General features: G+C 52.0%; 22 protein-coding genes and 2 pseudogenes. 11 read left to right on the top strand and 13 right to left on the bottom strand.

What is annotated here, in order from left to right; translation table 11 throughout:
• The first annotated feature begins 492 nt into the window (after window positions 1-492).
• The 8 genes and pseudogenes from rpsF to KA369_16220 all read left to right on the top strand — a co-directional run bounded on the left by rpsF (window position 493) and on the right by KA369_16220 (window position 5,968).
• Window positions 493-780, top strand: a pseudogene (gene rpsF / locus KA369_16255) (30S ribosomal protein S6).
• 15 nt (window positions 781-795) lie between these two features.
• Window positions 796-1,233, top strand: a complete 438-nt coding sequence (locus KA369_16250; protein ID MBP7737534.1) for a single-stranded DNA-binding protein — start codon at window positions 796-798, stop codon at window positions 1,231-1,233.
• Between the two features lie 46 nt (window positions 1,234-1,279).
• Window positions 1,280-1,750: a 30S ribosomal protein S18 gene (locus KA369_16245; GenBank protein MBP7737533.1), complete on the top strand. Its 471-nt coding sequence runs from the start codon at window positions 1,280-1,282 to the stop codon at window positions 1,748-1,750.
• A 5-nt stretch (window positions 1,751-1,755) separates the two neighbouring features.
• On the top strand, window positions 1,756-2,640 hold the full coding sequence (locus KA369_16240; GenBank protein ID MBP7737532.1) for a DUF2232 domain-containing protein: 885 nt from the start codon (window positions 1,756-1,758) through the stop codon (window positions 2,638-2,640).
• Window positions 2,641-2,667: 27 nt separating this feature from the next.
• Complete coding sequence (rplI, locus tag KA369_16235) at window positions 2,668-3,111, top strand: 50S ribosomal protein L9 (protein ID MBP7737531.1); 444 nt, start codon at window positions 2,668-2,670, stop codon at window positions 3,109-3,111.
• 3 nt (window positions 3,112-3,114) lie between these two features.
• Entirely contained in the window at window positions 3,115-4,482 is a 1,368-nt protein-coding gene (gene dnaB, locus KA369_16230) for a replicative DNA helicase (protein ID MBP7737530.1), read from the top strand.
• Complete coding sequence (locus tag KA369_16225; protein ID MBP7737529.1) at window positions 4,469-5,248, top strand: ABC transporter permease; 780 nt, start codon at window positions 4,469-4,471, stop codon at window positions 5,246-5,248. Before dnaB ends, KA369_16225 begins: the two co-directional genes overlap by 14 nt.
• A 15-nt stretch (window positions 5,249-5,263) precedes the next feature.
• A complete protein-coding gene (locus KA369_16220; protein ID MBP7737528.1) occupies window positions 5,264-5,968 on the top strand; it encodes a methyltransferase domain-containing protein in 705 nt (234 codons plus the stop codon).
• Window positions 5,969-5,977: 9 nt separating this feature from the next.
• On the opposite strand, the gene KA369_16215 is transcribed toward KA369_16220, so the two are convergent.
• From KA369_16215 to KA369_16190, 6 genes are all read right to left on the bottom strand, one after another.
• Complete coding sequence (locus KA369_16215) at window positions 5,978-7,051, bottom strand: hypothetical protein (protein ID MBP7737527.1); 1,074 nt, start codon at window positions 7,049-7,051, stop codon at window positions 5,978-5,980.
• A 162-nt stretch (window positions 7,052-7,213) separates the two neighbouring features.
• Window positions 7,214-7,930: an SGNH/GDSL hydrolase family protein gene (locus KA369_16210; GenBank protein ID MBP7737526.1), complete on the bottom strand. Its 717-nt coding sequence runs from the start codon at window positions 7,928-7,930 to the stop codon at window positions 7,214-7,216.
• Between the two features lie 292 nt (window positions 7,931-8,222).
• A complete protein-coding gene (locus KA369_16205; GenBank protein MBP7737525.1) occupies window positions 8,223-9,632 on the bottom strand; it encodes a helix-turn-helix transcriptional regulator in 1,410 nt (469 codons plus the stop codon).
• Between the two features lie 74 nt (window positions 9,633-9,706).
• The gene (locus KA369_16200) at window positions 9,707-12,466 is read right to left on the bottom strand and encodes a response regulator (protein ID MBP7737524.1); all 2,760 of its coding nucleotides are present in this window, start codon (window positions 12,464-12,466) and stop codon (window positions 9,707-9,709) included.
• 581 nt (window positions 12,467-13,047) lie between these two features.
• Entirely contained in the window at window positions 13,048-13,272 is a 225-nt protein-coding gene (locus KA369_16195; GenBank protein MBP7737523.1) for a hypothetical protein, read from the bottom strand.
• 223 nt (window positions 13,273-13,495) lie between these two features.
• Window positions 13,496-15,136 (bottom strand): hypothetical protein, encoded by a 1,641-nt coding sequence (locus tag KA369_16190; GenBank protein ID MBP7737522.1) that lies wholly within the window; start codon window positions 15,134-15,136, stop codon window positions 13,496-13,498.
• A 394-nt stretch (window positions 15,137-15,530) separates the two neighbouring features.
• Between KA369_16190 and KA369_16185 the strand changes: the two genes are divergently transcribed.
• From KA369_16185 to KA369_16175, 3 genes and pseudogenes are all read left to right on the top strand, one after another.
• Window positions 15,531-15,755 carry a type II toxin-antitoxin system Phd/YefM family antitoxin gene (locus tag KA369_16185; protein MBP7737521.1) on the top strand — a complete coding sequence of 75 codons (225 nt, stop codon included), beginning with the start codon at window positions 15,531-15,533 and terminating at the stop codon, window positions 15,753-15,755.
• Window positions 15,756-16,337: 582 nt separating this feature from the next.
• Complete coding sequence (locus tag KA369_16180; GenBank protein ID MBP7737520.1) at window positions 16,338-16,547, top strand: hypothetical protein; 210 nt, start codon at window positions 16,338-16,340, stop codon at window positions 16,545-16,547.
• Window positions 16,544-16,954: pseudogene (locus tag KA369_16175) on the top strand (putative toxin-antitoxin system toxin component, PIN family). Before KA369_16180 ends, KA369_16175 begins: the two are co-directional and overlap by 4 nt.
• A 282-nt stretch (window positions 16,955-17,236) precedes the next feature.
• On the opposite strand, the gene KA369_16170 reads toward KA369_16175, so the two are convergent.
• From KA369_16170 to KA369_16140, 7 genes are all read right to left on the bottom strand, one after another.
• Entirely contained in the window at window positions 17,237-17,461 is a 225-nt protein-coding gene (locus tag KA369_16170) for a type II toxin-antitoxin system MqsA family antitoxin (GenBank protein ID MBP7737519.1), read from the bottom strand.
• Entirely contained in the window at window positions 17,461-17,745 is a 285-nt protein-coding gene (locus KA369_16165) for a DUF4258 domain-containing protein (GenBank protein MBP7737518.1), read from the bottom strand. The genes KA369_16170 and KA369_16165 overlap by 1 nt, the downstream gene beginning before the upstream one ends.
• A 69-nt stretch (window positions 17,746-17,814) precedes the next feature.
• Window positions 17,815-18,126 carry a nucleotidyltransferase family protein gene (locus KA369_16160; GenBank protein ID MBP7737517.1) on the bottom strand — a complete coding sequence of 104 codons (312 nt, stop codon included), beginning with the start codon at window positions 18,124-18,126 and terminating at the stop codon, window positions 17,815-17,817.
• A gap of 92 nt (window positions 18,127-18,218) precedes the next feature.
• Window positions 18,219-19,490 (bottom strand): fused response regulator/phosphatase, encoded by a 1,272-nt coding sequence (locus KA369_16155; protein ID MBP7737516.1) that lies wholly within the window; start codon window positions 19,488-19,490, stop codon window positions 18,219-18,221.
• 15 nt (window positions 19,491-19,505) lie between these two features.
• On the bottom strand, window positions 19,506-20,933 hold the full coding sequence (locus KA369_16150; GenBank protein MBP7737515.1) for a sensor histidine kinase: 1,428 nt from the start codon (window positions 20,931-20,933) through the stop codon (window positions 19,506-19,508).
• A 616-nt stretch (window positions 20,934-21,549) separates the two neighbouring features.
• Window positions 21,550-21,762 carry a hypothetical protein gene (locus tag KA369_16145; GenBank protein MBP7737514.1) on the bottom strand — a complete coding sequence of 71 codons (213 nt, stop codon included), beginning with the start codon at window positions 21,760-21,762 and terminating at the stop codon, window positions 21,550-21,552.
• Window positions 21,763-21,820: 58 nt separating this feature from the next.
• Entirely contained in the window at window positions 21,821-23,395 is a 1,575-nt protein-coding gene (locus tag KA369_16140) for a hypothetical protein (GenBank protein ID MBP7737513.1), read from the bottom strand.
• Window positions 23,396-23,404: the final 9 nt, after the last annotated feature.

Below are 23,404 nucleotides of genomic sequence, written 5' to 3'. Positions count from 1 at the left end.
AAAGCTGACCAATAAGAACACATACTTCGCTTCTCACTCGACAAAAACAAAATAAACTCAATACGCTGGCCCGCCGCCGGGTGCTGCCTGCGCCACGCCGCCACCCAAGCCCCCCCCCCCCCCCCCCCCCCCGTTGAAAATCTGTTATTTGCAGAATGAGGGCTGACCTGAAGCAATAGGTTAGCCCTTCCTGTTTTACCATCAACCATTAAGCCACGCTTAAGCGCTGCGTATTGTGAATGGTTGTTCCTTATGGGAGCCAACAATTGTAATGTCTGCGGGATATCTTTTAAACAGAGGCTCTGAAATCACCCCGGGACGGCAGGGATGAAACGACATAATCCATAAAACATATATTAATAGATAAAAACAAGAATTATTCTTGAAATAAATGCGCCCCCTGCGACTATTGGCTCACCTTTCTGCTGAAAGCGGGTCGCCTCCCGGCGCCGGGCATTTCAGCTACTATAACCAGAGGGAGGAGCAAATCATATGGTAACCTATGAGCTCACGGTCATTCTCAGAAACAAGGACACGGAGGCCCTTATCGAGAAGACCAAGGAAATCCTGACCAAGCACGGGACGCAGGTCATCAGCGACAATTCGCTGGGCATCAAGAAGCTGGCGTACCAGATCGACGGCGAAACCCAGGGCTATTATCTCTTCATGAACGTGCAGATACCGCCCGCATCGGTGAAGAAGATCATCAGCGACTTCAGGCTGAACAGCGATATCTTACGGTACCTTTTCGTGAAGATCACCCAAGCGGCTACCGCTTAACCAAGGAGGCGTTCCATGGCAAGCGATCTGAACAAGGCGATTCTTATCGGGCGGCTCACCAGGGACCCGGAGCTCCGGTACACCCAGAGCGGCACTTCGGTATGCAGTTTTTCCATAGCCAACAACAGGTCCTACGTGACCGGCGGCGAAAAGAAGGAGCAGGTTTCCTATTTCAACTGCGTCGCCTGGGCCAAGACGGGGGAGGTTATCGCCGAATACTGCAAGAAGGGAAAGCGCATCGGCATCGAGGGGCGGCTCCAGCAGCGGTCCTATGACGACAAGGACGGGAACAAGCGGCAGATCGTGGAGATCGTCGTGGACAACTTCCAGTTCCTGGACGCCCCCGGCGGCGGCGGCGGCGCCAAGGAAGCGCCCATGGACGTCCCGTCGTCGTCCCACGAGCCTTCATCGGGCGGTGAAAATCCTTTTTCCGATGAGGATATCCCCTTTTAATTAACGTGAAATAATCGATTATCATTATAACCGAGAGGAGCATACCATGTCTGATACCATAGATAACGAAAAAAAAGAAGGTCAAACCACCGAAGCGCCGGCCGAGCAGGCCGCGGCAGCGCCGGCCGCAGAAACCGCGCCGGCAGCGCCGTCCGCGCCTGAAAGACCGGCAGGCGACAGGCCGGCGGGCGACAGGCCGCCCCGCAGCGATTCCCGCGAGCGCGGCGACCGTCCTCCCCGCAGGGGCCGTTTCGGCGACAGGGAAGGCGGCGAAGGCGGCTCTTCCGAGGGCGGAATGCGGGTTCCCCGCTTCAAAAAGAAGATGTGCATCTTCTGCCAGGACAAGAACGTCGCCATTGATTACAAGCGGCCGGACATCCTCGAGCGGTTCATCACCGACCGGGGCAAGATCCTGCCGCGGCGGGTCACCGGCACCTGCTCCAAGCACCAGCGGATCGTTGCCCGCGAGATCAAGCGCGGCCGGGCCATCGCCCTGCTGCCCTTCGTGGAGCAATAAGTTCCGTGCTTGCTGTTCTGGCCGCCGTTGCCGGCGCCCTGATGCTGATGGTGGGCTCAGCCTACCTGTATCACCGGCTCGAATGGAAGGCGCTGGTCATCTTCGCGGTCCTTACAGTGTCGGTGGTACTCGTTACCGGAAGGGTGATGGACCTTCCCCTGGTGGCGGCGCCCTTTCTGCTGGGCGGCATCGGGGGATACACCCTGAAAAAGGGAAAGAGCTTCGAGTTTTACCTGGTGACGACCTCCGTCGCTCTTTCCGTTCTGGTGACCGGCTTTTTCTATTACATGGCCTATTACCAGAATGTCGATTTTATCGGCATGATGAGGGGCGAGCTGGTCCGGATCATGGATACGGGCGGCGCGCCCGGGGATATAAAGCGCCAGTTCCTGGCAGAGTTCGACGCCTCCCGGGGCGACATCATGGCCCGGGTGCCCTTTTCGTCCTTTGTGAACGCGGTGGTCATTTCCGGCCTGGGGTACCTGGTCATGGAGCGCTTCCTGAAACGGATGGTGCCGGTCAAGGTCGGGGCGGGCCTGGAATGGTTCAGGCTGAACGACTATTTCATATTCGTGCTGATAGGGGGCCTGGCGGCCTATTTACTTATTGACAAGGGCGCATACCCGGTGCTGCATAGTGCAGGCTTGAATATAGCCCTTGGGGCGGCGCTGCTTTATTTCGTGCAGGCGCTGGGGCTGATCAAGTATTTCCTGATCCAGCGGGGGCTCCCCGGCTACTTTCTCCCCCTGGGGCTTACGGTGATGCTGATCGCGGGGATGTGGATGGCTCTCTTCCTGTTCATCATGCTCGCCGGGCTGGGGGCGCTGGACGTGTGGGCCGATTTCAGGAAACGGATAACCGTCGATACCAATAAAAAAGACACTGAATAAGAATTTTCTTTATACAAGGAGCATGCGATGAAAGTCATATTACAAAAAGATATACCGAACCTGGGAGACGCGGGCGACATCAAGGAGGTGTCCCCCGGCTACGCGCGGAACTTCCTGCTGCCGAGGAAGCTGGTCATCGTCGCCAACGACTCAAGCAAGAAGGCGATCGACCACCAGAAGAAGCTCGTCAAGATCAAGAAGGAGAAGCGGAAGAAGCAGAGCGAAAAGCTCGCCGAGAGCATCACCGGCCTCGAGCTGCAGATAGCGGTCCAGGTCGGGGAAGAGGGCAAGCTCTTCGGGTCGGTCACCGCCATGGACATCGCCAAGAAGCTGAAAGAGAAGGGTTTCGAGATCGACAAGCGGAAGATCATAATCGAGACCCCCATCAAGCAGGAAGGGGAGTACACCGTTAAAATCAAACTGGACGAAGGGCAGGCCCCCGCGATAAAGATAATCGTCGGCAAGGAGTAATACATGCTCTCCGAAAAGCTTCCCCCGCAGGATGTTGAAACTGAAACAGCCTGCCTGGCCTCGGTTCTGCTGAGCAGGGAAGCCCTCTACAAGGTGATTGAAATCCTCCAGCCGGAGGATTTTTACCTGGATAAGCATCGCATCATCTTCGGGGCGGTCATGGAGCTCCTCCAGAAGGACCTCCCCGTCGACCTCACCACCGTGAAGCAGCGCCTCACGGACCACGGCACCTTCGACAAGGTCGGCGGCGACCAGGCCCTGGTCGAGCTCTACCGGTCCGTGTCCACCTCGGCCAACGCCGAGTTCTACGCCAAGCGCATCAAGGAGCTTTCCCTCAGGCGGCGCCTCATCGAGGTGTCCACCGAGTCGGTGGAGAAATGCTACGATATGTCCATCGAGACCGAGGAGCTGATTGACCGGATCGAGCGCGATATCTTCGAAATCACGGAAAAACGCATCACCGCCGACTTCAAGCCGATCGAGGAAGTGCTCCACGAGACCATGAACAACATCGGGAACTGGTACGAGACCAAGCGGGTCGTCACCGGCGTCGGCTCCGGGTTCCGCAGGCTCGACGAGATGCTCACCGGCTTCCACGCGGCGGAGCTCATCATCATCGCGGCCCGCCCCGGCATGGGGAAGACGGCCCTGGCCCTGAACATCGTCAACAACGTGGCCCTGAAGGAGAAGAGGCCGGTCCTCTTCTTTTCCCTCGAGATGCCCGCGACCCAGCTGGGCATGCGGATGCTCTGCATCGACTCCATGATCGATTCCCAGCTGGTGCGCACCGGCTACATCAAGTCGGAGCAGATGCACAAGCTCATCGAGACATCGGGGAAGCTCTCAAAGGCTTCCATCTTCATAGACGATTCGCCCTCCTCCACGGTGCTCCAGATGCGCGCCAAGGCGCGGCGCCTGGCGCAGAAGCACAAGAACCTCGGCATCATCGTCGTCGACTACCTCCAGCTGATCACCGGGACCAACGCCCGGGTCGACCGCCACCTGCAGATCGCCGAGATATCGCGCTTCTTAAAGCAGCTGGCCCGGGACCTGGAGGTGCCGGTCATCGCCCTGTCGCAGCTCTCGCGGCAGGTGGAGCACCGCACCGACCAGCGGCCCACCCTGGCCGACCTCCGCGAATCGGGCGCCATCGAGCAGGACGCCGACGTGGTCATGTTCATCTACCGCGAGGACAAGGTGAAGAAGGAGACGGAGCGGCGGGGCGTCGCCGACGTGATCATAGCCAAGCAGCGGAACGGCCCCGTGGGGGACGTCCCCCTGAAGTTCTGGGAAAAGTACACCCGCTTCGACGATCTCGAAGAGATCCACGGCGATTACGATACCATGGGTCCGGATTATGAAGTTCAGTGAGGCGCGGGACGGGGCCCTCGCGGCGTTCGAGGGCGTGGGGAGCTACGGGCTTTTTTTCCGCGACATCATCCTGTGGATGTTCCGTCCCCCCTTTGACGCGAAGAATATCATCATCCAGATGGTCGAGATCGGGTACAAGTCGATCCCGGTCACGGCGATCACCCTCTTCTTCACCGGCATGGTCATGGCCTTTCAGCTCGGCCGGGTGATGGATTCCCTCATGTCCGGCTCGTCCATATTCGTGGGGAGCGGCGTCACCATATCCATGTTCCGCGAGCTCTGCCCGGTCCTCACCGGGCTCCTCCTGGCCGGCCGGGTCGGCTCGTCCATCGCCGCGGAGATCGGCACCATGAAGGTGACGGAGCAGATCGACGCGCTCCGGACCCTGTCGGCCGAACCGGTCCAGTACCTGGCGGTGCCGCGCTTCCTCGCCTCCCTGGTGATGACGCCGGTGCTCACCTTTATCACCGACGTCGTCGGCGTCCTCGGGGGCGCCTTCATCGCCTTTTTTTCCCTCGGCATCACCGTCGACAAGTACGTGGACAATATACTCCAGTATACCAACCTGAGCGACCTCACCACGGGTCTGGTGAAGTCGGTGTTCTTCGGCATGGAGATAGCTGTCATCTCCTGCTACGAGGGCTTCCACACCACCGGCGGCGCCGAGGGCGTTGGTAAATCGACCATACAGGCCGTGGTCAAGTCGTCGATGATGATACTGATCTCGGACTATTTTCTCACCTACCTCATCAGGTTTTTCGAATAGGGCGGGGGATGCTACATGAAGGAGAAGACCAGATACCTGAAGCTGCTGAAAGACGCGTCGATCGAGAAAACGGTCCTTGACGCCATCGAGTCCGTGGACCGGCCGAGGTTCTTCGACGCCATATTCGCGGACCGCGCCTATTCCCGGGACCTGATCCCCATCGGCTCCGGGCAGAAGAGCGACGATCCCGTCGTGATGGCGAAGATGATCGGCCACCTTAACCTGAAGAAAAGCGATCGGGTCCTTGAGGTGGGCACCGGCTCCGGCTATTCCACGGCGGTGCTGGCGTCGATCGCGCGGGACGTGGTGACGATCGAGTATCACGAGGGCCTGGCCCGCCTGGCCAAGGAGCGCGTCATCGGCGAGGGGCGACGGGACGTGCGGTTCTACGCGGGGGACGCCACCGATTTCGACGGTCCCCTGGGGGAATTCGACGCGGTCATCGTGTTCGCGGCCTGCATGCGCACGCCCTATTTCCTGATCAACACGGTCAAACCCGGGGGCGTCGCCGTGTACCCGATGGGACCGGCGCACCAGCAGCAGATCGCGCGCTTCACCAACAACGAGAAGGCGCGCCAGACGGCGGAAAACTTCAGGTTTTACGACCTATGCTCCTTTGATTCGATACGGGGCGTGTACGGGTGGGTCGATGTGGGCGAGAAAATCCCCGACCATGAGCCTGAAGAGAGGGGCGTGGCGGAAAAGCCGGAAAAGGAATGACCGGCGCCGTCAGTCCCGTCCCCATTTCCGGGGGAACTGGAACCTGTTGAATTTAAACGTATCTTCCTCGAACTTGATCATGCCGGCGTTCTCTCCGAAGTATTTCCTGCGGGCCTCGTTGAGCTTTTGCTCCCGCTCGTCGCCGTCGTACTTCGAAACTATGTCGCTCCGCTCCCGGTTGTAGGCCGGCCCGTTCTCCCACATCCGGTCCCGGACGGCGTCCGCCTCCGCCATCTTGCGGACCACGTCCTCCTTCAGCCCCACGGAGAGCCGCATCTGCCTCAGGAACCGGGCCCGTTCGTCCGGGGCCATGGCCCTCAGCTCCGACTGCACGGAATCCATCTCGAGGAAATTGTTGGCCAGCTCGTAGTTGCGCACCATGATCTCGTCGCCGCTCTTCCCGGAGGAAATGTCCGACGATTCCGGGTAGAGGCTCTTCGCGAAGGAGCCATAGACGCGCATCTTGTCGTAGGCGGACAGGTCCCTTCTCCCGTCGAGCCTGGCGACCATGTCCGATATCTTCCCGGCGGTCAGCTCCCTGTCCCATATCTCGTCGCACTCGTGGCCGAAGATCTCCCGCCTCTTGGCCAGCATCGCTTCCTTCATCGCCGGGCGGTCCATGGACCTGAGCTCCTCCCGGTGCTCCTTCAGGTAGGCGTTGTATTCGTCGAGCTTGTCGAGCTTGTCCTTGAGCTCGGCCGCGTATTCGGGGAACTCCGCGTCGATGACCGCACTGATCCGCTCCTTCCAGTCATAGGGATTTTTCTTTTTAAGATGCCGCATCAGGCCGCCGAGGAGCCGTATCTGGATCCTCTTGTCCGAGAGCTTCTTCCCGTACCGCTCCTTCATGATGGCCAGGACCCTTTCGATCTCCGGGTCGTCGGCGATGACCTGCTTCAGGTCCATGTCGTCCTTGAAGATCGTAAATGACCCGAACAGGTCGGGGAAGGCGATGCCCTGCTTTGACCGGTCTCCCTTTTCCGACGGGCCCTTGGGCGAGGTGCCGCCGGCCATGAATATCACCGCAATGACGGCCGCGGCGAAGGCCAGGCCCAGGATTAAGAGAAGTTTTTTGCCTTTCACGGTTCAATCTCCTGCGCAACAGGGGGGGCGGTGTCGTTCCCCCTCCCTCGATGGGAGGGGGCCGGGGGGAGGGTGCCTGTGTTGCTTTTACCCCCACCCTGCCCTCCCCCATCAAGGGGGAGGGGTTCACTCATTTAAATGAGGATCACTTTTCCTGTTCTGCTACTTATACGCTCCCACAGCGGTCATTTTGTTGTAGATCTTGGTCGCTATGACCTTGCCGCCGGCATTGGTGGGGTGGATGCCGTCGGATTTGATGTAGCTCGATTCTTTTCCGAGGAAGTCGGCCCGGGGATCGATGAACCAGCACTGGGCCGGGGAAACCGCGCAGGCGGCCGCGAGCTGGTCGTCTGCGTAAACCACTGCCGGGTTCAGCTTGGTGCCGCCATAGAGCAGGGTGGTCAGTATGCCCTTTTTCAGCCGGTAGTAGCCGAGATGGAAGATGTTGTCCACGCCGTCATCGTTCATGTCTTCCCAGAGGGCCTCGTCCTGGTCAAGGACGCCGTCGATATAGGCCTTGCAGGCCGACGAGATGGTCGAGGTGGCCTGGCATGCCTGGCTCCAGTACACGTCCATCAGGATGTCGTTGCCGCCGCCGTCCATGAGGATGGTCTTGATGGTTGGCCGGGCCGCTATGGCGGTGTTGTACTGCTTGGTGATGTAGGACACGGTATCGCCGCTCTTAGAATAGTCCTTGTACGACTTGCCGGACAGTGTCTTCAAATTGGCGTGGATGAACCCGTCCAGGTCATAGATCGAGTCGCCCACTATGACCACGTCGAACTCGTTAGCCGTTGGGTTGGTCATGTCGGCCATGCCGCAGCCGATCACCGCCAGGAAAAGACTCACAATAAATGATGCCACTAACAATTTTTTCATCCGATCCTCCTGCGTTTAATTTGTATTCATAGTTAAATTGCTTGATACCGCAAAAAAGCGTCCAGACGGTATGATAAAATAATAGCATATTATATCTTTAAATGCACGACATAATCAAGAATTGTTGAATTTGTCCATTGTGTATTGTTTATTTTAGACATTTTTTTGCGTGATTTAGACCCCCCCGACCCCCGGAGGGGGCGTGTGAGAATTGCGTCATGCCCCCTCGGGGGGACAGGGGGGTGAGGCGGGCGAACGGTGAGCCCCGCGCAGGGAGCGCCAACGCCGCTCCCTACCGCCCCGACTTCCGGTACTCCTGGGGGGTCATGGAAAGGCTCTTGCTGAAGGCCCGGTTGAAGGTGCGCAGGTTGTTGAAGCCCACCTCGAAGGCGATATCGATGACCTGCCGGTCAGTGCTCCGGAGGAGCTTCATGGCCTCCTCGACCCGGAGGTCGATGATGAAATCGTTCATCTTCTTGCCCGTGTACTCCGCGAAGAGCCTGCCGAAATAGTTGGGGCTGATGTCCAGGTGTGAGGCCAGGCCGTCGCGGGAGATCTCCGAGGTGAAGTTCTCCCTGATATACGCCATGGCTTTCTCGATCTTTTCCACCGACGATTCGGTGAGGACCGTTTTGTCCTCCATGCCGGGTCCCGAAGGCTCGTCGTGGGCCGGCGACCGCCACAGCACCCCGGCGCAGCGGGAGAGTATCTCCCTGATTTCATCGAGCTCCGGATCCGTCACGGAGCCGATCATCCGGGGGCTCACCATGGAGCAGACGCCGGAGGAGCCCCGGGCCGGCATGAAGGCCACGCAGAAGACATCGTCCCCGCCGGGCTCCGGCTCCCGCAGGCCGGCGGCGGCCTCAGCCGCGGCCGTCAGCGCGCCGCCGCCGGACGCTTTTTCGAGCCTGGAAAAGACCGGGTCAAGACGCCCCCGTTCCGCGTCCAGGGCGAAGAGGCACCCCTCCGCCGCGCCGCAGTATTCGAAGACCAGGTTCACCAGGTAGAGGGCGTCATGGAGGGTGTCGCCGCCGGCGTCGGCGGTCTTGCGGATCACCTTCCAGATGGCGTCCCGGGCCGCCGCGGCCTGGACCCGGGCCCGGCGCGCCTTCTCGCGCTGGCGCTCGTACTGGCCGGCGAGAAAGCTGATGAAAAGGGCGGCGGGAAAGAAGCAGAGAATGTAAAAGAGCTCTGTCACCATCGAGCCCGGCTGGCCGGCGAAATGGATCCCCCAGGCGGCCACGAAGGCCTGGACCACGGCGATGGACGCGGCCAGCAGGTACGATTCGAACAGGTTCGAGTTGGGCAGGAGAAAGGCCATGGCCATGAGCGCGAAGAGGAGCCCCGCTGAGCGGATGGGCCCGATATGGAAGATCCAGAAGGCGTAGGTGAAGAGCCACACCGCGAACTGGCCCGTGTAGTGGACCCTGGCGAAGCGCGGGGTCACCGATTTTTTCGCGGCCGCGATGGCGATGAAGACCGCGGTTTGGGCGGACGACCAGAGGAACAGGCCCGCCAGGACCGGGTACGCTATGTCCGTGAGATCGATGGCGCGGGCCGCCAGGGTGATGAGAATGGTTATGGCGTAGGCGCTGTACACGTAGAGCGTGTCCTTGACCACGATGGAGCGCCTGCGCTCGTTCCGGTCAAGGGCGGGACCGGTCGAGTCGTGGCGCGTTATTGACCGCAGGTTCTGAAGCATGAAACCGCCTGTGCAAAGGGTGCCTATGGTGTTGCCCGGATCGGTCCCGCGCGCCGCCGCCCGGCGCGGGCACGCTACCCGGTAATCCTCACCGCGATAAAGGTGACATCGTCGATGGAAATATTTTCGACGCCGCCGAATTGCCTCAGGAGCGCGCCGCCGGATTCTTCAAGGTTCGCGCCCTGGTAGCGGGAGGCCAGGGCGTCCGCCAGGACCTGGGCGCTGTCCGCGGTCCGCGGGCCGCCCCGGTTCCGCCCGTCGATCATCTCGATGAGGCCGTCGCTGTACAGGAAGAGGATGTCGCCCCGTCTCATGGCGTGGCGCTCCTGGCGGCAGGCGACGGTGTCGGAGAGGCCGATGATGGGGCACGTGGGGCCGATGACCGCTATCTCGCCGCCGCGGCGGAGCATCTGGGGCGGCATACCGGCAGTGGCAACCGTGACGGACCGGGCGGCGATGTCGACATCGGCGATGACGCAGGTGAAGACGATGCCGTACTGCTTGAACTGCTTCGAGAAGCGCCGGTTCAGGAAGTCCATGATCTCCGCCGGGGAGCCCAGGGTCTCCCTGACCGCCGCGTACTCCGTGAGGATCTTCACGGTGTTGAGGGACGCGGATATGCCGTGGCCCGTGGCGTCCGCCAGGAAGACCCGGAGCACGCCCGGCCGCGGCTGGATGATGTCGCACACGTCGCCCCCCAGGTCCATGAGGGGATGGTAATGGACGCTCGCCTCGAATCCCTCGAAGGGGCCCCGGTGGGACATGAGGCGCTCCTGGAAGGTCCGGGCTACGCCGAGGTCGGTCCTGATGATCTTTTCCCATTCCAGCATCTGCAGGGTCGATTCCTTCAGGTCCATGGTCCGCTCCAGCAGGCCCGTGACGGACTGCTTTTCCTTCCTGAGGCCGTTGACCAGGGACTTCTCCATTTCCAGCAGCATCTTGAGGGCCAGCTGGTTCTCGATGCGCAGGACCAGCTCCTGGCTCCTGAAGGGCTTGGTGATGTAGTCGCTCGCGCCGGTCCTGAAGCCCTGGGCGAGGTCGCTCACCTGGTCGCGGGCCGTGACCATGATGACGGGCATGTGGCGGCCCTTGTCCATGCGCCGGATCTCGCGGCACACCTCGTACCCGCTCATGCCGGGGAGCATCAGGTCCAGGAGGACCAGGTCGATGTCGTTTGTCTCTATCATGCGAAGGGCCGAGGGGCCGTCCTCCGCGGTGAAGAGCAGGTAGCCCCGGGGGCGGCAGAGGTTCTCTATCACCTTGAGGTTCACCGGGTCGTCGTCCACGGCCAGGATCACCGGGGCGTCGCGCCGCGCCGCCACCGGCTCCGTCCATTCCTCGTTTCCCGTTTCTTCGTCCTCCACGGGCGCTTCAACCGTCTCCGCCGCGGCTGAAGTGTCCGCGGCAGGGGCGGGAACCGCCGTATCCGGAAGGTACAGATCGTACTGCGGCGCCTTCGCGCGGTCGATACCGGCCATCCGGGCTTTTACCGGGATCTCGAAAATAAAGACGCTCCCCTTGCCGGGCTCGCTCTGGACCCGGATTGTGCCGCCGTGGAGCTCCACCAGGTTCTTCGTGATGGCCAGGCCGAGGCCCGTGCCGCCGGCGCGGCGGGTGTCAGCGTCGCCGCCCCTGGTAAAGGGGGTCCAGATGCCGGCCAGGTCCTCCGGCGCGATGCCGGGGCCGGAGTCCTCCACCTCGACGCGCACCGTGTCGCTTCCCGCCAGGGAGGCCCGCACGGTTATGGTCCCCTTTTCCGTGAACTTGATGGCGTTCCCCACCAGGTTGATCAGGACCTGGTAGAGGCGGTTCCGGTCCGCCCTGATCTTCGGCAGGGGGCCGATGTCGGTCCTGAACTCGATGGCCTTGCCTTTGGCCGAGGCCTCCAGCAGTGACAGCACGGAGGTGATCACCTCTCCCAGGGCCACGTCGTCGATGAAGAGGTCGGCCCGCCCGGCACGGAGCTTGCTGAAGTCGAGGATGGAGGTGACCAGGCCGTTCAGCCTGCCGGCGCTCAGCCGTATCAGGTCCAGGCTCTCTTTCTGACGCATGGTCATGTCCCCCAGGGAGCCGTCCACCAGGGACTCGGCTATGCCCATGATTCCGTGGAGGGGCGTCCTGAGCTCGTGGGTCGTGGTGGAGAGGAAGTCGTCCTTCATCTTGTCCAGGACCAGGAGGTCGCCGTGGGCTTTTTCGAGTTCGCCGTGGACCTGGGAGAAACGGGAGGCAAGGGCGGACGCAAAAACAAGAATCATTGCGAAAAATCCTTCTGAAACAAGCTGGTAATTCTTTGTGATTTCCAGAAAGGATAATATACTTAACGCATAACTTGATGATAAAATAAATGTTCCTGTAAATATTCTCAGTGAATACGGCCTGTTTTTAATTTTTCCAATTATACAAATAACATTACCATAAAAAACGAGAAGTAATCCAATAATAAGAAAAAATTTAAATATGTGTTTCACATACACCTGGATATGGCATGTTAACAGAGTCTCTCCGCAGGTAAAAATTATGAAGAAAATCATGCTGCCCAATAAGATATATGTGAAAATATTATATGATATTTTTAGAAAAGAATGGATGAACGTAACATAAAATGCGCTTACGAGAATTGCACAGACATAGGTGCAAATAATATAAGAAACATTGTTATCGACAATATAAAGATTTAAACCATGATATCCAAGTGTCCAGAATCCCAATGCTAAAGATAGTATGGAAAAGTGTAAATAAAATGGTTCTTTTCTATATATGTATATGAATATGAAGTATATCGCAAGGAAGATATTTACAGAAGCGAGCAGAACGTACCAAATAATTTGCTGCATAAAATTATTAAATATTTTTTGTGCAGGTCCGATTTTTAACGGATAAACAAAACCGGATTTATTATCGATAGTGCCGGTTCTAATTGCTAATAGGTTTCTCCCCGCTGTAAGAAATTCTTGCGGGATTTCCACAATAGTCGGTTTGCCAAGTAAATGCTTGAGCCCTTGCTTGTCATTGAAATCTCTGGATTCGTAAAATTTTTTTCCATTAATAAAGAACTGAGTACCATGAAAATGGAGCGGGATAAACAGTGATAAATTGTTTATTTTACTGATTATTAAATCAATTCTAAACCAGGCATGATCTGTATAATTTTGATATTTTTGATTATCGAGCCATGAAAGGTGTGGATATTGCAGGTCGTGTGTATCGGGCTTGAAATCAACTTTGATATTGGAATAATCTAATGAATCATCAGTGATAAAACGCCACTTGCCATCAAGAGTATAGATTATATCTTTATTGATTGATATGCTTGGCTCATTTGCAAAAGCAAGTGTGTTTATCAATAAAAAAAAAATGATAAAAGAAACAGCTTTTTCACAAAAGTATACATTTTTGCTGATTAATATGATTATTATTAATATTTTACATTATTGTTGATAATGCTGCTGAGGCCTTTAAAATTCGCTTGTTTATCAATAAGTTCCTGGCATTCCTGAAGGGTTATATCGTAACCTTCCTTTTTAAACCATGCTTGGAGTTTTGCTTTTGTTGTCTTTTTATCTGCCAGTAAAGCTAATAATTTTTTACCGGTGGTTTGATTATTGGCGTTATCGGTAATGAAATCAATAAAATCTGACATGGTAACCTCCAGTTTTTAATCAAGCTATAAAGTTTACATTAAAAGTCAATGATTTTATTTGTATACAATCTTTAACTGAGGGGATACTAAAAAATAAGAATAAATACTTCATTAATATAAAAAATGAACTATCATTTCGTTGAGTACTACCAGATAAGAAAGCTCATTTTATGTCTTGATTATATTTGATTGAACCATGGATTCATTATATTAGACCATATATTTAAATGATTGATATATTATTCAATAATGTCATCGAATCATTAAAAATATTCGATTTTATATTAATTGATGACAGAAGCTGTTTGAATGATATAATCGACTCATTATAAAGAATTTCATAATCATCCGAAGCGTTGATATAAGCTGCCACGGCATTTTCTTTTTCGATATTATTTATTATTTCATTATATATGCGCATATTATTATCGCATATAGTTCTTCTAATATTATTATAGGATAAGCCTTCCTGTGAATTGATTAAGTTGTTGGCGTATATCAAGTTGCCGATTTCATTAATAAAAAAATCAATTTTCCGAGATCGGTCACTCAAAGAGTTTAGAATGCTATTAATATTTTTAACCCGCTTATCATTGAATTCACATTCAAGAATGCCGTTTAATTCGTTTTTTCGGGCTCTGCCGGAATTTAAATAACGATTATATATCTTCGTTCCTTCAAGAATATTGAGTTGATTGCATAAATAATGAAAATATGATGCCTCCATGTTTGTCTCATATAAGAATTTAGCGCTTTCTTTTAACTCATCCAATGTCGTTTCAGGCTGAAAATTCATATAACCCAGGTATGGAAAAATACCACAACGAACCAGGGCATCAATTGCTTGCTTGTTTTTTAAAAGGTTTTCACGGTAATTCGTTTTTTTCCCCAGACTGTGCAACGCCGATGATGAGAGGTTCTCAACGCCGATGAACACGCAGGTAACGGTGCCGGACATTTTTTCAAGGAGCCCAAGCTGATCGGCGCACAAAACCTGCCGCACCGTGGACAGGAGCATGCACTGGATGCCAAGTTTTCGACATATACCGATGATTTCAGCACCACGTTCCAATGACTGGTCTGTTAGACCGAAGAAATTGTCATCGAATATATAAAGATATGTTTTCCCGGCTTTCGTTATGTTGTATAATTCCTCCTCAACATGGCCTATGCTTCTCCCTCGCCACCCATCGCGATAGTAGAGAGGTGTGGTGCAGAAGTCGCACCCTTCCTTCATGCATCCCCGGGATGTGACGATAAAGGCGGATTCTGAGGTATAATCGTCGTGTTTTAAAATCGGCAGGGTGTCAAGGTCCCTGGTTCGATTATCAAGATTGTACGCAAGGATGGGATGCTGCTGTTTGTCGATGGATTTGAGGAAATCGGCAATTCCATTTTCCGCTTCACCGAGCCAGATGAAATCGATGCCGGAGTAGTATTTTGTTAGGCTTTTGGATTTCGGGTGTAATATAACGGGGCGCCGCTCCGTTCCTGCGATGGCTGCCACGACATCCGATTCTTCCACGAGGCTCAGGGCATGGAACGTGGCATCATGGCCGCCGATGCCGTAGATATAGTTTTCCCCGAGTTCTTTAACAATTGCGTGTAAACGCTCTCGCATAGTGAAAAATTGGTTAAAGAGAATTATCTCAGGATTTGAGTTCCTGATTATTCCTGTCAGGTCTTCTTCTAATAGGTTGTCTGATACCTGATTTACAATAGTAGTTTCAAATCCAGTGTCCCTGAGAACCGCATTGAGGTAGTGAATTCCTGATGAGGTGCAATAAAAGTATCCGGGAAGGTAGGGATATTCCTTCCGGGATGTGCCGAGGGCTACTATGGTGATTCGCTTGGCGTTCTTCATGTTGCAATCACGCATTAATATTAATAAACAGTCAAATATAATGCTGATGTAAGTTAATATTAATCCTGAAGTGATCAGTCACCGATAACTATCATTGCCGAATACACGGTAATGGGGATTCTTGTCAGTACCTTCCGTTCAGATTGGTTTTAAAAGTACTATTTTTTGGTAGAATGGCGCATTTCAGCAAAAATCTTTAATATTTCGCCGCCCCTTTCGTTTATATAAGTAAGATCCAGGGCCTATGAATGTATTCGGTCCTTTGATTGGCCATGAATGCATCCCTGACCGTGGAGGGAGCTCTTTCCGGGTTTCTCCTGTCGTCAAATTAATTTGACATGATGACAAAATGTCATTATATAATGACATTATCAAAGCATAAGAGGGGCGATCCATGAACTATCTCAAATTCACCGAATTCAGGAACAAATCAAAGGAATATTTCGACCAGGTGGAGCATGGCAGCTCCTTTATCATCACTCGGAAAGGAAAGCCCGTTGCCAGGCTGGTGCCTTTTGGAAATGTTGAACAGGGCTGGAAGCGGGAGAACCGGAAGATTACATTAAAAACGAAAAAGGCGACCCTGGATTTCATCAATGCGGAACGTGGAGAAAGGTGAAATAGATTTTCCAATTGACCTGTTATTTTTCTTGTTTTGTCATTTCGAACCCCGCTTGGCGGGCCAAAAACGACACGGGTCGAACTTTTTCCCCTTCCCACGAACTGCCCAAACAGGTAGGCGCAACGGGAATACAGCTCAATTGCCATCTAAAATTCCTCAATTTAAAGCGTTTTGATCGCGGCGCGCTTTCATCCTCGGGGCTTTGCTCCGGGGATGAAAGCGCGCAAAACATTATGCGACAAAATACCCGGCAGCTTGCAGCAGGGTATTTTATGAAGAACGGAACAGGCTGGTGTTTGTGACGGCGTGTTATGAGGTTAATAGAAATAATTTAATAATTTCAGTATTGAATGCTTTTTTTGAATGATAAAAATTCAGTTATAATAATAATTTGCGAGTATACAAGAACGATATCCAAACCAGCGACATGAGAGTAAATGGAAAATAGCTGCCATAATTGATGGTCGGGTATATTAAATAAACAAAAATCGATTTACAAAATTATCAACAAAGTTAAATATAAACAAGGAATACGCAAGAGGTGATAGCATCGTGAAAGCAATTAAAAAATCGGTAATAATGAAGAGCTCCGGCAGAATAACGCTATCCGGTCTTCCTTTTAAAAAAGGAGAAAAATTAGAGGTGATAGTTTTCGCGGATGAAAAGAGGGGCGCTCTTGCTAAGGAAATGAAGTCACTGTTTAAGGAAACCCAGAAGCTTCCAGTAATAAAAAAAATAACTGAAGCGGACATTATTAAGGAAATAAAGGATTACAGATCCGGGATATGAAGGTGGTCATAGATACGAATGTATTGGTTTCCGCCATCATTAAGGATAAAACACCGGAAAAAGTTATACTCTTCATTGTTGAACATCCTGATATAGAATGGGTGGTAACTCGCAAGAAAATCAAAGAGTACAAGAATGTACTTGCACGCCCTTAATTCAATCTCCCCGACAATATTTTAAAGCATTGGTTTTCTCTCATTGATGGTGCCACGAAGCGCATTAAAACTTCAAGAAAAATTAAGTTTCCCCGCGACCAAAAAGATGCCCCGTTTTTGGAATGTTCGATCGATTCGGATGCTGATTATTTGATAACCGGCGATAAGGATTTTATCGGAGCACGGAGACTTTTAAATACGACAATATTATCGGTTACTCAATTTGAAAAACTCGTATGCACTAGATTATAATAGAAGTCCTTTATTGTAAATATCATACCCGTCGGCAAATGTCTCCTGGATGCCTGCATATAAAACAGCACAGCCCAAACTGAAAAGTTTGGGCTGTGTAATCGACTTCGGGTTGAGAAATCTTGAATTATTCACATCCCGTCAAGATTTCTCCTCATCCCGGAATGCCGGGATTCGTCGAAATGACAGTTTTGCAATAAGTTTTATTCTCTGCGGCAGGAGATTGATACGGGCGGCTTCGAGGGAGAAGATCAAAGTCATCAATCCCGATGGATAGGCGCGTCAGGCCACATACCTGATAATCTCGACTTCAACACCCTTGGAAGCAGCGATCTCCGCTTTTTTGAGGATATCGCCTGCAACGGCTGAAGAAAGATAGTACTCGCCGCAATTGACGCATACATCGGCAGGGACGTCCTTGATTACCACGACGGTTTCATTTTTATTCAAGCTGATGGTCACGGTTCCAGGTTTCGTTTCGCCGTTTTTACACAACATGCATTTCATTACTGCTTCCTCCTTGTGAAACCATCCGTCCATAATTCCGGATCAGGCGGATATACGGTAATAATATAACAGATATCATTCTTTTCGTCAATTCCCGCAACAACATGAAGAGGTTTTGGGCCGATGAACCCGAGGAGCAGATAACTCGGGTAGGGTTCGTCATCATTATATGAGGTGATAACATTCCATGAGCGGACCGCATTCTCAACGTCACTGGTTTGTACGCCTCGTTCAAACATCCTCTGGATGGCATGGCCGCTATATTTAATTTCTTTGAAATTCATCGAAATAATAATTGAAGAAGCATTGTGTAATGTCCATTCAATTTCACGGGATTAATTCGAAATTAGTGCCTATAATCCCCGGGCAAAGAGGACCTCGTCCATGATATAAGGCTTGATCCGCGGTTTTATGGAATCGATAAGGACCAGGTCGACGGCATGGCCGTACAGGTCTTCAAGGTAGAACTTGAGGTCCATATAGTTGTCAAAGGAGGCGTCGGCGAACTGGACCAGAATGTCGATATCGCTGTCGCCAGACTGGGTATCCCGGGCGTAGGAGCCGAAAAGCCCGATACTCTCTACACCGAACCTGCTTTTTAAATCACCGGCATTATCTTGAAGAGAGGCCAGGATTTGTTTTGATGATAAACTTTGAGCGCTCATGGCCAAATAAATGTGGTAGTAACAATTATCACTTATATCTTCTAATTATAATGGACAGGGCAAGGTGCGTCAATAATTTTTCGAAGCCCCCTTCAGAGCATCCTCCGGGCGGCGATGAAGGTGATGTCGTCGCCGGCGATCCGCTTTTTCCCGCCGAAGAATTTCAGTATTTCCGCGGCGGCGGCCTCGAAGTCATGGCCGACGTAGGCCCTGGCGACCTGCTCGCCCAGGATGTCCCTGCCGCCGGAGGCGCGGACCAGGGCGCGGGCCTCCTCCATCTCCGTGAGCCCGTCCGTGGCGAGGAAGAGGGTGTCGCCCGGATCGAGGGGATGCCTCTCCTCGCGGAAGTCATCGCTGCCGGAGAGGCCGATGATGCGGTTCATCGATTCGATGGCCGTGACCGTTCCGTTCCGGAGGAGGTACTGGGACGGGAGGCCGGCCGTGGCCATGGTGACGGTTCCGGTCTTCCGGTTGACGTCGGCCACGGCGCAGGCGAACACGATCTGCTCCTGCCCGGCGCTCTGCATGAAGCGGCGGTTCAGGTAGGAGATCAGCGCGGCCGGCGACTCGATCACCTCCTTGACGGTGGCGTACTCCGTGAGGATCTTCACCGTGTTGAGCGAGGCCGTGATGCCGTGGCCCGTGGCGTCAGCGATGAAGAAGCGCATCACGCCGGGGCCGAACTCGAAGATGTCGTACACGTCGCCGCCGACCTCCATGAGGGGCAGGTAGGTGACGCTCGACTCGATCCAGGGCGACTTCACCGCGCCGGTCATGAGCTTCATCTGGAAGGCCCGGGCGATGGCCAGGTCCTCCTTTATGATCTTCTCCCACTCGGCCATCTGCAGGGCCGATTCCTTCAGGTCAACGCTGCGCTGGAACATGTTTGAAATGGCGTCCTTCTCCCTGCGGAGGCCGTTGACCACGGTCTTCTCCATGTCGAGCATCTGCTTGATGGCCAGCTGGTTCTCAATGCGCATCACCAGCTCGTGGCGGTTGAAAGGCTTGGTGATGTAGTCGTTGGCGCCGGTCCTGAATCCCCGGGCCATGTGGCCCGCCTGGTCCAGGGCGGTGACCATGATGACCGGGATGTACCGTCCCTTCTCCGTCTCACGGATTTTCTCGCACACCTCGTACCCGCTCATGCCGGGGAGCATCAGGTCGAGGAGGACCAGGTCTATCTCGGAGCGCTTCAGGATGTCCAGGGCCGCGGGCCCGGCGCCGGTGGTGATGAGCTTGTAGCTGCTCTCGGCGCAGATGTTCTCCAGCACCCGGAGGTTCACCGGGTCGTCGTCCACGGCGAGTAGGGTGGCCCTCGCCACTTCCGGGTTGGAGGCGGTCACAAAGGTGAAGGCGCCCTTCACGGGAGGAGCCGGGGCCTAGGCCGGCGCTTCGCCGGAGCCGGTCGTCCTCTCTATGCCCGCAGCCGGCGGCTCAAGGGGAAGCTCGAAGCAGAAGACGCTTCCCTTGCCGGGCTCGCTCTCGGCCCAGATGCGGCCGCCGTGGAGCTCCACCAGGTACTTTGTTATGGCCAGGCCCAGGCCGGTGCCCACGGTGTGGCGCGTCTCGGCGCTCTCCGCCTGGGTGAAGGGACTCCAGATGCGGCCCAGGTCCTCCGGCGCGATGCCGGGGCCGGTATCGGTGACGCAGACCCGCGCATGGCCGTCCCCGGTCGTTGCCTTCACCACGACCGATCCCGTGTCCGTGAACTTGATGGCGTTGCCCGCCAGGTTAAAGATGATCTGGTAGAGGCGGTTCCGGTCAGCTTTGATCATCGGCAGGTCGCCGATTTCGGACCGGAGCTCCAGGCCCTTCTCCTGCGCCGAGGGTTTGAGTAAAGAAAGGGCCGACGACACCAGGTCGCCGATGGATACTTCTTCAAGGAAGAGGTCCGCCTTGCCCGCCCGGAGCTTGCTGAAGTCGAGGATTGAGTTCACCAGGCCGTTCAGGCGCATCGCGCTCGACCGGATCAGCTCCAGGTTCTCCTTCTGGCGGGCGTTCAGGTCCCCCAGGGCGCCTGTCTCCATCGACTCGGCTATGCCCATGATGCCGTGGAGGGGCGTGCGCAGCTCGTGGGTGGTGGTGGCCAGGAAGTCGTCTTTCATTTTGTCCAGGACCAGGAGGTCGGAATGGGCGGTTTCGAGGTCGTTAAATACTTCGGAATATCTGGTCGCAAGTATGGTGCAAAAAAGAATTATCATTATGAAAAACGATTCGATCGTAATATCCGGCAGATTCAATGATAGAGTATACTTAAATATTGTAATCAGTGTTGAAATTCCCAGTATTATTGTTCCGCTGGCAATTGTCTTTGCATAATGTATTTTATTTTTTATCCCGATGATAGAGAGATAGATACCGAACAATATGAGTACTGCTGTCGTAAACATAAAGGGTTTGAATATCAATTTTTTAAAGATGTATATTTGACCGGAAAGTATTATCTCAGAAATAAGGAAAAGTGCGAAGAACGAATATATAATTTCGAACAATCTTGTGAGTATATGCTTTTTTTGTTTCAGGAATGATTGAAGAAAATTCAGAACCATTATTGGTGTAAGGAATGCACCAATGTAGGTCGTTAGATAATACGCTAATTGAGAATCAATCAAACATAAAATGATCCCTTTTAAACCTAGAATCCAGATTCCAATTGATGCTGTCAAACCGGCAAAGTAAATATAGAATACATCATTTTTCCGTTTAAAATATAATAATATGAAAAAGAATCCCAGGAATAATGATATTGTTATTAATGTGGTATACCATGTGATATATATATCCCGTTTTATTTTTATTTGGTCCAATGGGCCGAGCAGAAAGTCTCCTAAATAACCTCCCTCGTCTTTTTTGCCGGTTCTGACAGCTAATACGTTTTTTCCTTTATGGAGCAACTTTTCCGGTATATAAACAATATCGGGTTTACCCGCGATGCTTTGTTTATTGTTCTTTGAAAAATCTGCATGATTGTCATAGATTAATTGCTCATTCAAATACACCTGTGAACTTTTATAATGAAAATACATCATTAATGCAGGACTTTGAATTTCTTCCGATAATAACAAGTTTAATCTATACCAGCCGTTCCCATCATAATCCCTTAAATATGGCACATTGTTCCATGTCTTGGTTGGTGACAGGGGTTTCCAGTCTGATGTATTCAGGTCTATCTTTTTATTGTTCAGATTATCGCTGGGTAGAAAAAGCCATTTCTCGGAAAGGGTAAAGACCTTATCTTTTGAGTCAATAAGAAGGGAATCATCATTGGAATATAATGGAATGATCGCACAGTGGAGAATGATGAATAATAAAAATAATTTTTTCATTAAACGTATTTTTTATCTGATCATATAAAAAAAGCAAAGTTAACTCGTCTGTCTTTGCTTTTTGTGTTTTATTACATAGATGTGTCAATTCGCATAATTAATAAAGAGGCTGCACCGTATTTCCAGCGCTGATGATGCTATCTTTATTGGCAATGATTTTTTTGCAATCATCCAGAGAAACAGTATAACCGTTATCGGTAAATATCTTCTCTAGTTGCTCGGGGGTTGCATTCTTAAGCTGATCAATAATGGAAGAACTCAGCTGCTTGTTGTTGCAAGAATCTTTGATAAAATCCGCAATAGTAGCCATTAAAACCTCCACGATATATAATATAATATTTTACATATGCAGGTTCAAATTGTGAAAGTCAAGGATTATTTATTTCACTGGAGTCTCTTTGAATTAATTCGACAGTTTCCAATAAAAAATTTTTATTTAATACGGTATAATCGTGGTTTGTTAAAGTATTATTGATTATTGAAATATAATCCTTCAGGCACTTGATGATGGAATTCTTATATTTTTCGACCAAATCAAATACCCGTGGTAATGATCCAGTGATACCTGAAATGGCAATGATTTCTTCGCAGTATTCATAATTTAACCGGTTGATTTTCTTCTTAATGGCCGTGTATTCGATCATTAATGAGCGGTCCTTTTGCTGGTTCATTGATAAAATAGTGGCTAATTCAAAATCAAGATAATCAGCCTTTTCAGCAAAAGGTTTTATGTATTGGAATAGTCCATGTGCGATAGCCACGGATTCATCTGAAAAAAAGCAGCCCTTGTCAATAATGCCCTCATATTTCTTGAATAGACGCGTCCCCTCGTAGATTTCTAATCGTTTGCTTAAATAATAGTATATTGAGCCTTGAATGGTGCTGTATAAAAACTGAACGCTGGAATGCAGTTCGCTCAATGTTGTTTCAGGGTTGAAGCTGATATAACCCAGGTATGGATAAATGTTGCGGTTCATAAGTATGTCAATGGCCCGGGCCGCCATCGTGGGATACTGTTCGGGATTGCATTTTTTCCCTAATTTTATTAGCGATCCAGAGTCCCCGTTTTCAACACCCAGATATACATGCACAAGTGTTCCCGTATAATCTGAAAGAAATCCTCTTGATTCAGCATTAAGTATCTGTTGAACGGTTGTCATTAATGACACTTGTAAACCTAATCCCTTGCACAGTGAAATGATCTCCGAGCCTCTTTCGAGATCTGTATTGCTGAATCCGAAGAAATTGTCGTCGCATATCATGACGAATTTCTTGTTTGATTTTTTTAAGTTGGATAATTCTTCATGAACATGGCTAATACTCCTCGCTTTCCAGCCATCTTGATAAAACTGCGGTGTTGTGCAGAATTCGCATCCATTAATCATGCAGCCTCGTGATGTAACTATGAATCCGATTTCGTCTGAATAATCGTTATGAGGCAGGATTGGCAAGCTGTCCATGTGCGTAATTCTATTATGAAGATTATTGATTCGTACCGGCTGGTTCCGCTTGGATATTGTCAAAATAAATTCACGAAAGCCGTTTTCTGCCTCACCCTGCCAGGCGAAATCAATGTGGGAATAATAATCGTAAAAACGCGCCTTGTCTAAACTCAGCGAATGAAATGTTGCGTCATGGTTGCCGATGCCTACTATATATCGATGCGGCAGTTGTTTCGTTATGGATTTTATCTTTTCACGCGTTGTGAAAAACTGGTTGAAAAGCACAATATCAGGTTCGAATTCGTTGATCCTGCTGATTACTTCCTCATTTGACAGGTTGTCGCCAACCTGATTTATGATCATTGACGGATGCCGGTCACGTGAAACGCATGAATGAATATAATGCAGCCCGGAGGGCTGGATGAATTCAAATTGAGGTCTGAATGGTGATTCCGAGCGTGTGTTGCCCAGATAGACTATCGCGATTCTTCTTTTTTTCATCGTTTAGCT

Source organism: Spirochaetota bacterium (assembly GCA_017999915.1).
In the GTDB taxonomy this organism is placed as follows: domain Bacteria; phylum Spirochaetota; class UBA4802; order UBA4802; family UBA5550; genus RBG-16-49-21.
This window is presented reverse-complemented; position numbering and strand designations above follow the sequence as displayed.

Coding starts and splice junctions, on each gene's coding strand:
- KA369_16140 (MBP7737513.1), bottom strand. CDS start 23,395: ATGAAAAAAAGAAGAATCGCGATAGTCTATCTGGGCAACACACGCTCG.
- dnaB (MBP7737530.1), top strand. CDS start 3,115: ATGCTCTCCGAAAAGCTTCCCCCGCAGGATGTTGAAACTGAAACAGCC.
- KA369_16210 (MBP7737526.1), bottom strand. CDS start 7,930: ATGAAAAAATTGTTAGTGGCATCATTTATTGTGAGTCTTTTCCTGGCG.
- KA369_16205 (MBP7737525.1), bottom strand. CDS start 9,632: ATGCTTCAGAACCTGCGGTCAATAACGCGCCACGACTCGACCGGTCCC.
- KA369_16220 (MBP7737528.1), top strand. CDS start 5,264: ATGAAGGAGAAGACCAGATACCTGAAGCTGCTGAAAGACGCGTCGATC.
- KA369_16195 (MBP7737523.1), bottom strand. CDS start 13,272: ATGTCAGATTTTATTGATTTCATTACCGATAACGCCAATAATCAAACC.
- KA369_16160 (MBP7737517.1), bottom strand. CDS start 18,126: ATGAGCGCTCAAAGTTTATCATCAAAACAAATCCTGGCCTCTCTTCAA.
- KA369_16190 (MBP7737522.1), bottom strand. CDS start 15,136: ATGAAGAACGCCAAGCGAATCACCATAGTAGCCCTCGGCACATCCCGG.
- KA369_16145 (MBP7737514.1), bottom strand. CDS start 21,762: ATGGCTACTATTGCGGATTTTATCAAAGATTCTTGCAACAACAAGCAG.
- KA369_16200 (MBP7737524.1), bottom strand. CDS start 12,466: ATGCAGCAAATTATTTGGTACGTTCTGCTCGCTTCTGTAAATATCTTC.
- KA369_16180 (MBP7737520.1), top strand. CDS start 16,338: ATGAAGAGCTCCGGCAGAATAACGCTATCCGGTCTTCCTTTTAAAAAA.
- KA369_16165 (MBP7737518.1), bottom strand. CDS start 17,745: ATGAATTTCAAAGAAATTAAATATAGCGGCCATGCCATCCAGAGGATG.
- KA369_16250 (MBP7737534.1), top strand. CDS start 796: ATGGCAAGCGATCTGAACAAGGCGATTCTTATCGGGCGGCTCACCAGG.
- KA369_16245 (MBP7737533.1), top strand. CDS start 1,280: ATGTCTGATACCATAGATAACGAAAAAAAAGAAGGTCAAACCACCGAA.
- KA369_16170 (MBP7737519.1), bottom strand. CDS start 17,461: ATGAAATGCATGTTGTGTAAAAACGGCGAAACGAAACCTGGAACCGTG.
- KA369_16185 (MBP7737521.1), top strand. CDS start 15,531: ATGAACTATCTCAAATTCACCGAATTCAGGAACAAATCAAAGGAATAT.
- KA369_16225 (MBP7737529.1), top strand. CDS start 4,469: ATGAAGTTCAGTGAGGCGCGGGACGGGGCCCTCGCGGCGTTCGAGGGC.
- rplI (MBP7737531.1), top strand. CDS start 2,668: ATGAAAGTCATATTACAAAAAGATATACCGAACCTGGGAGACGCGGGC.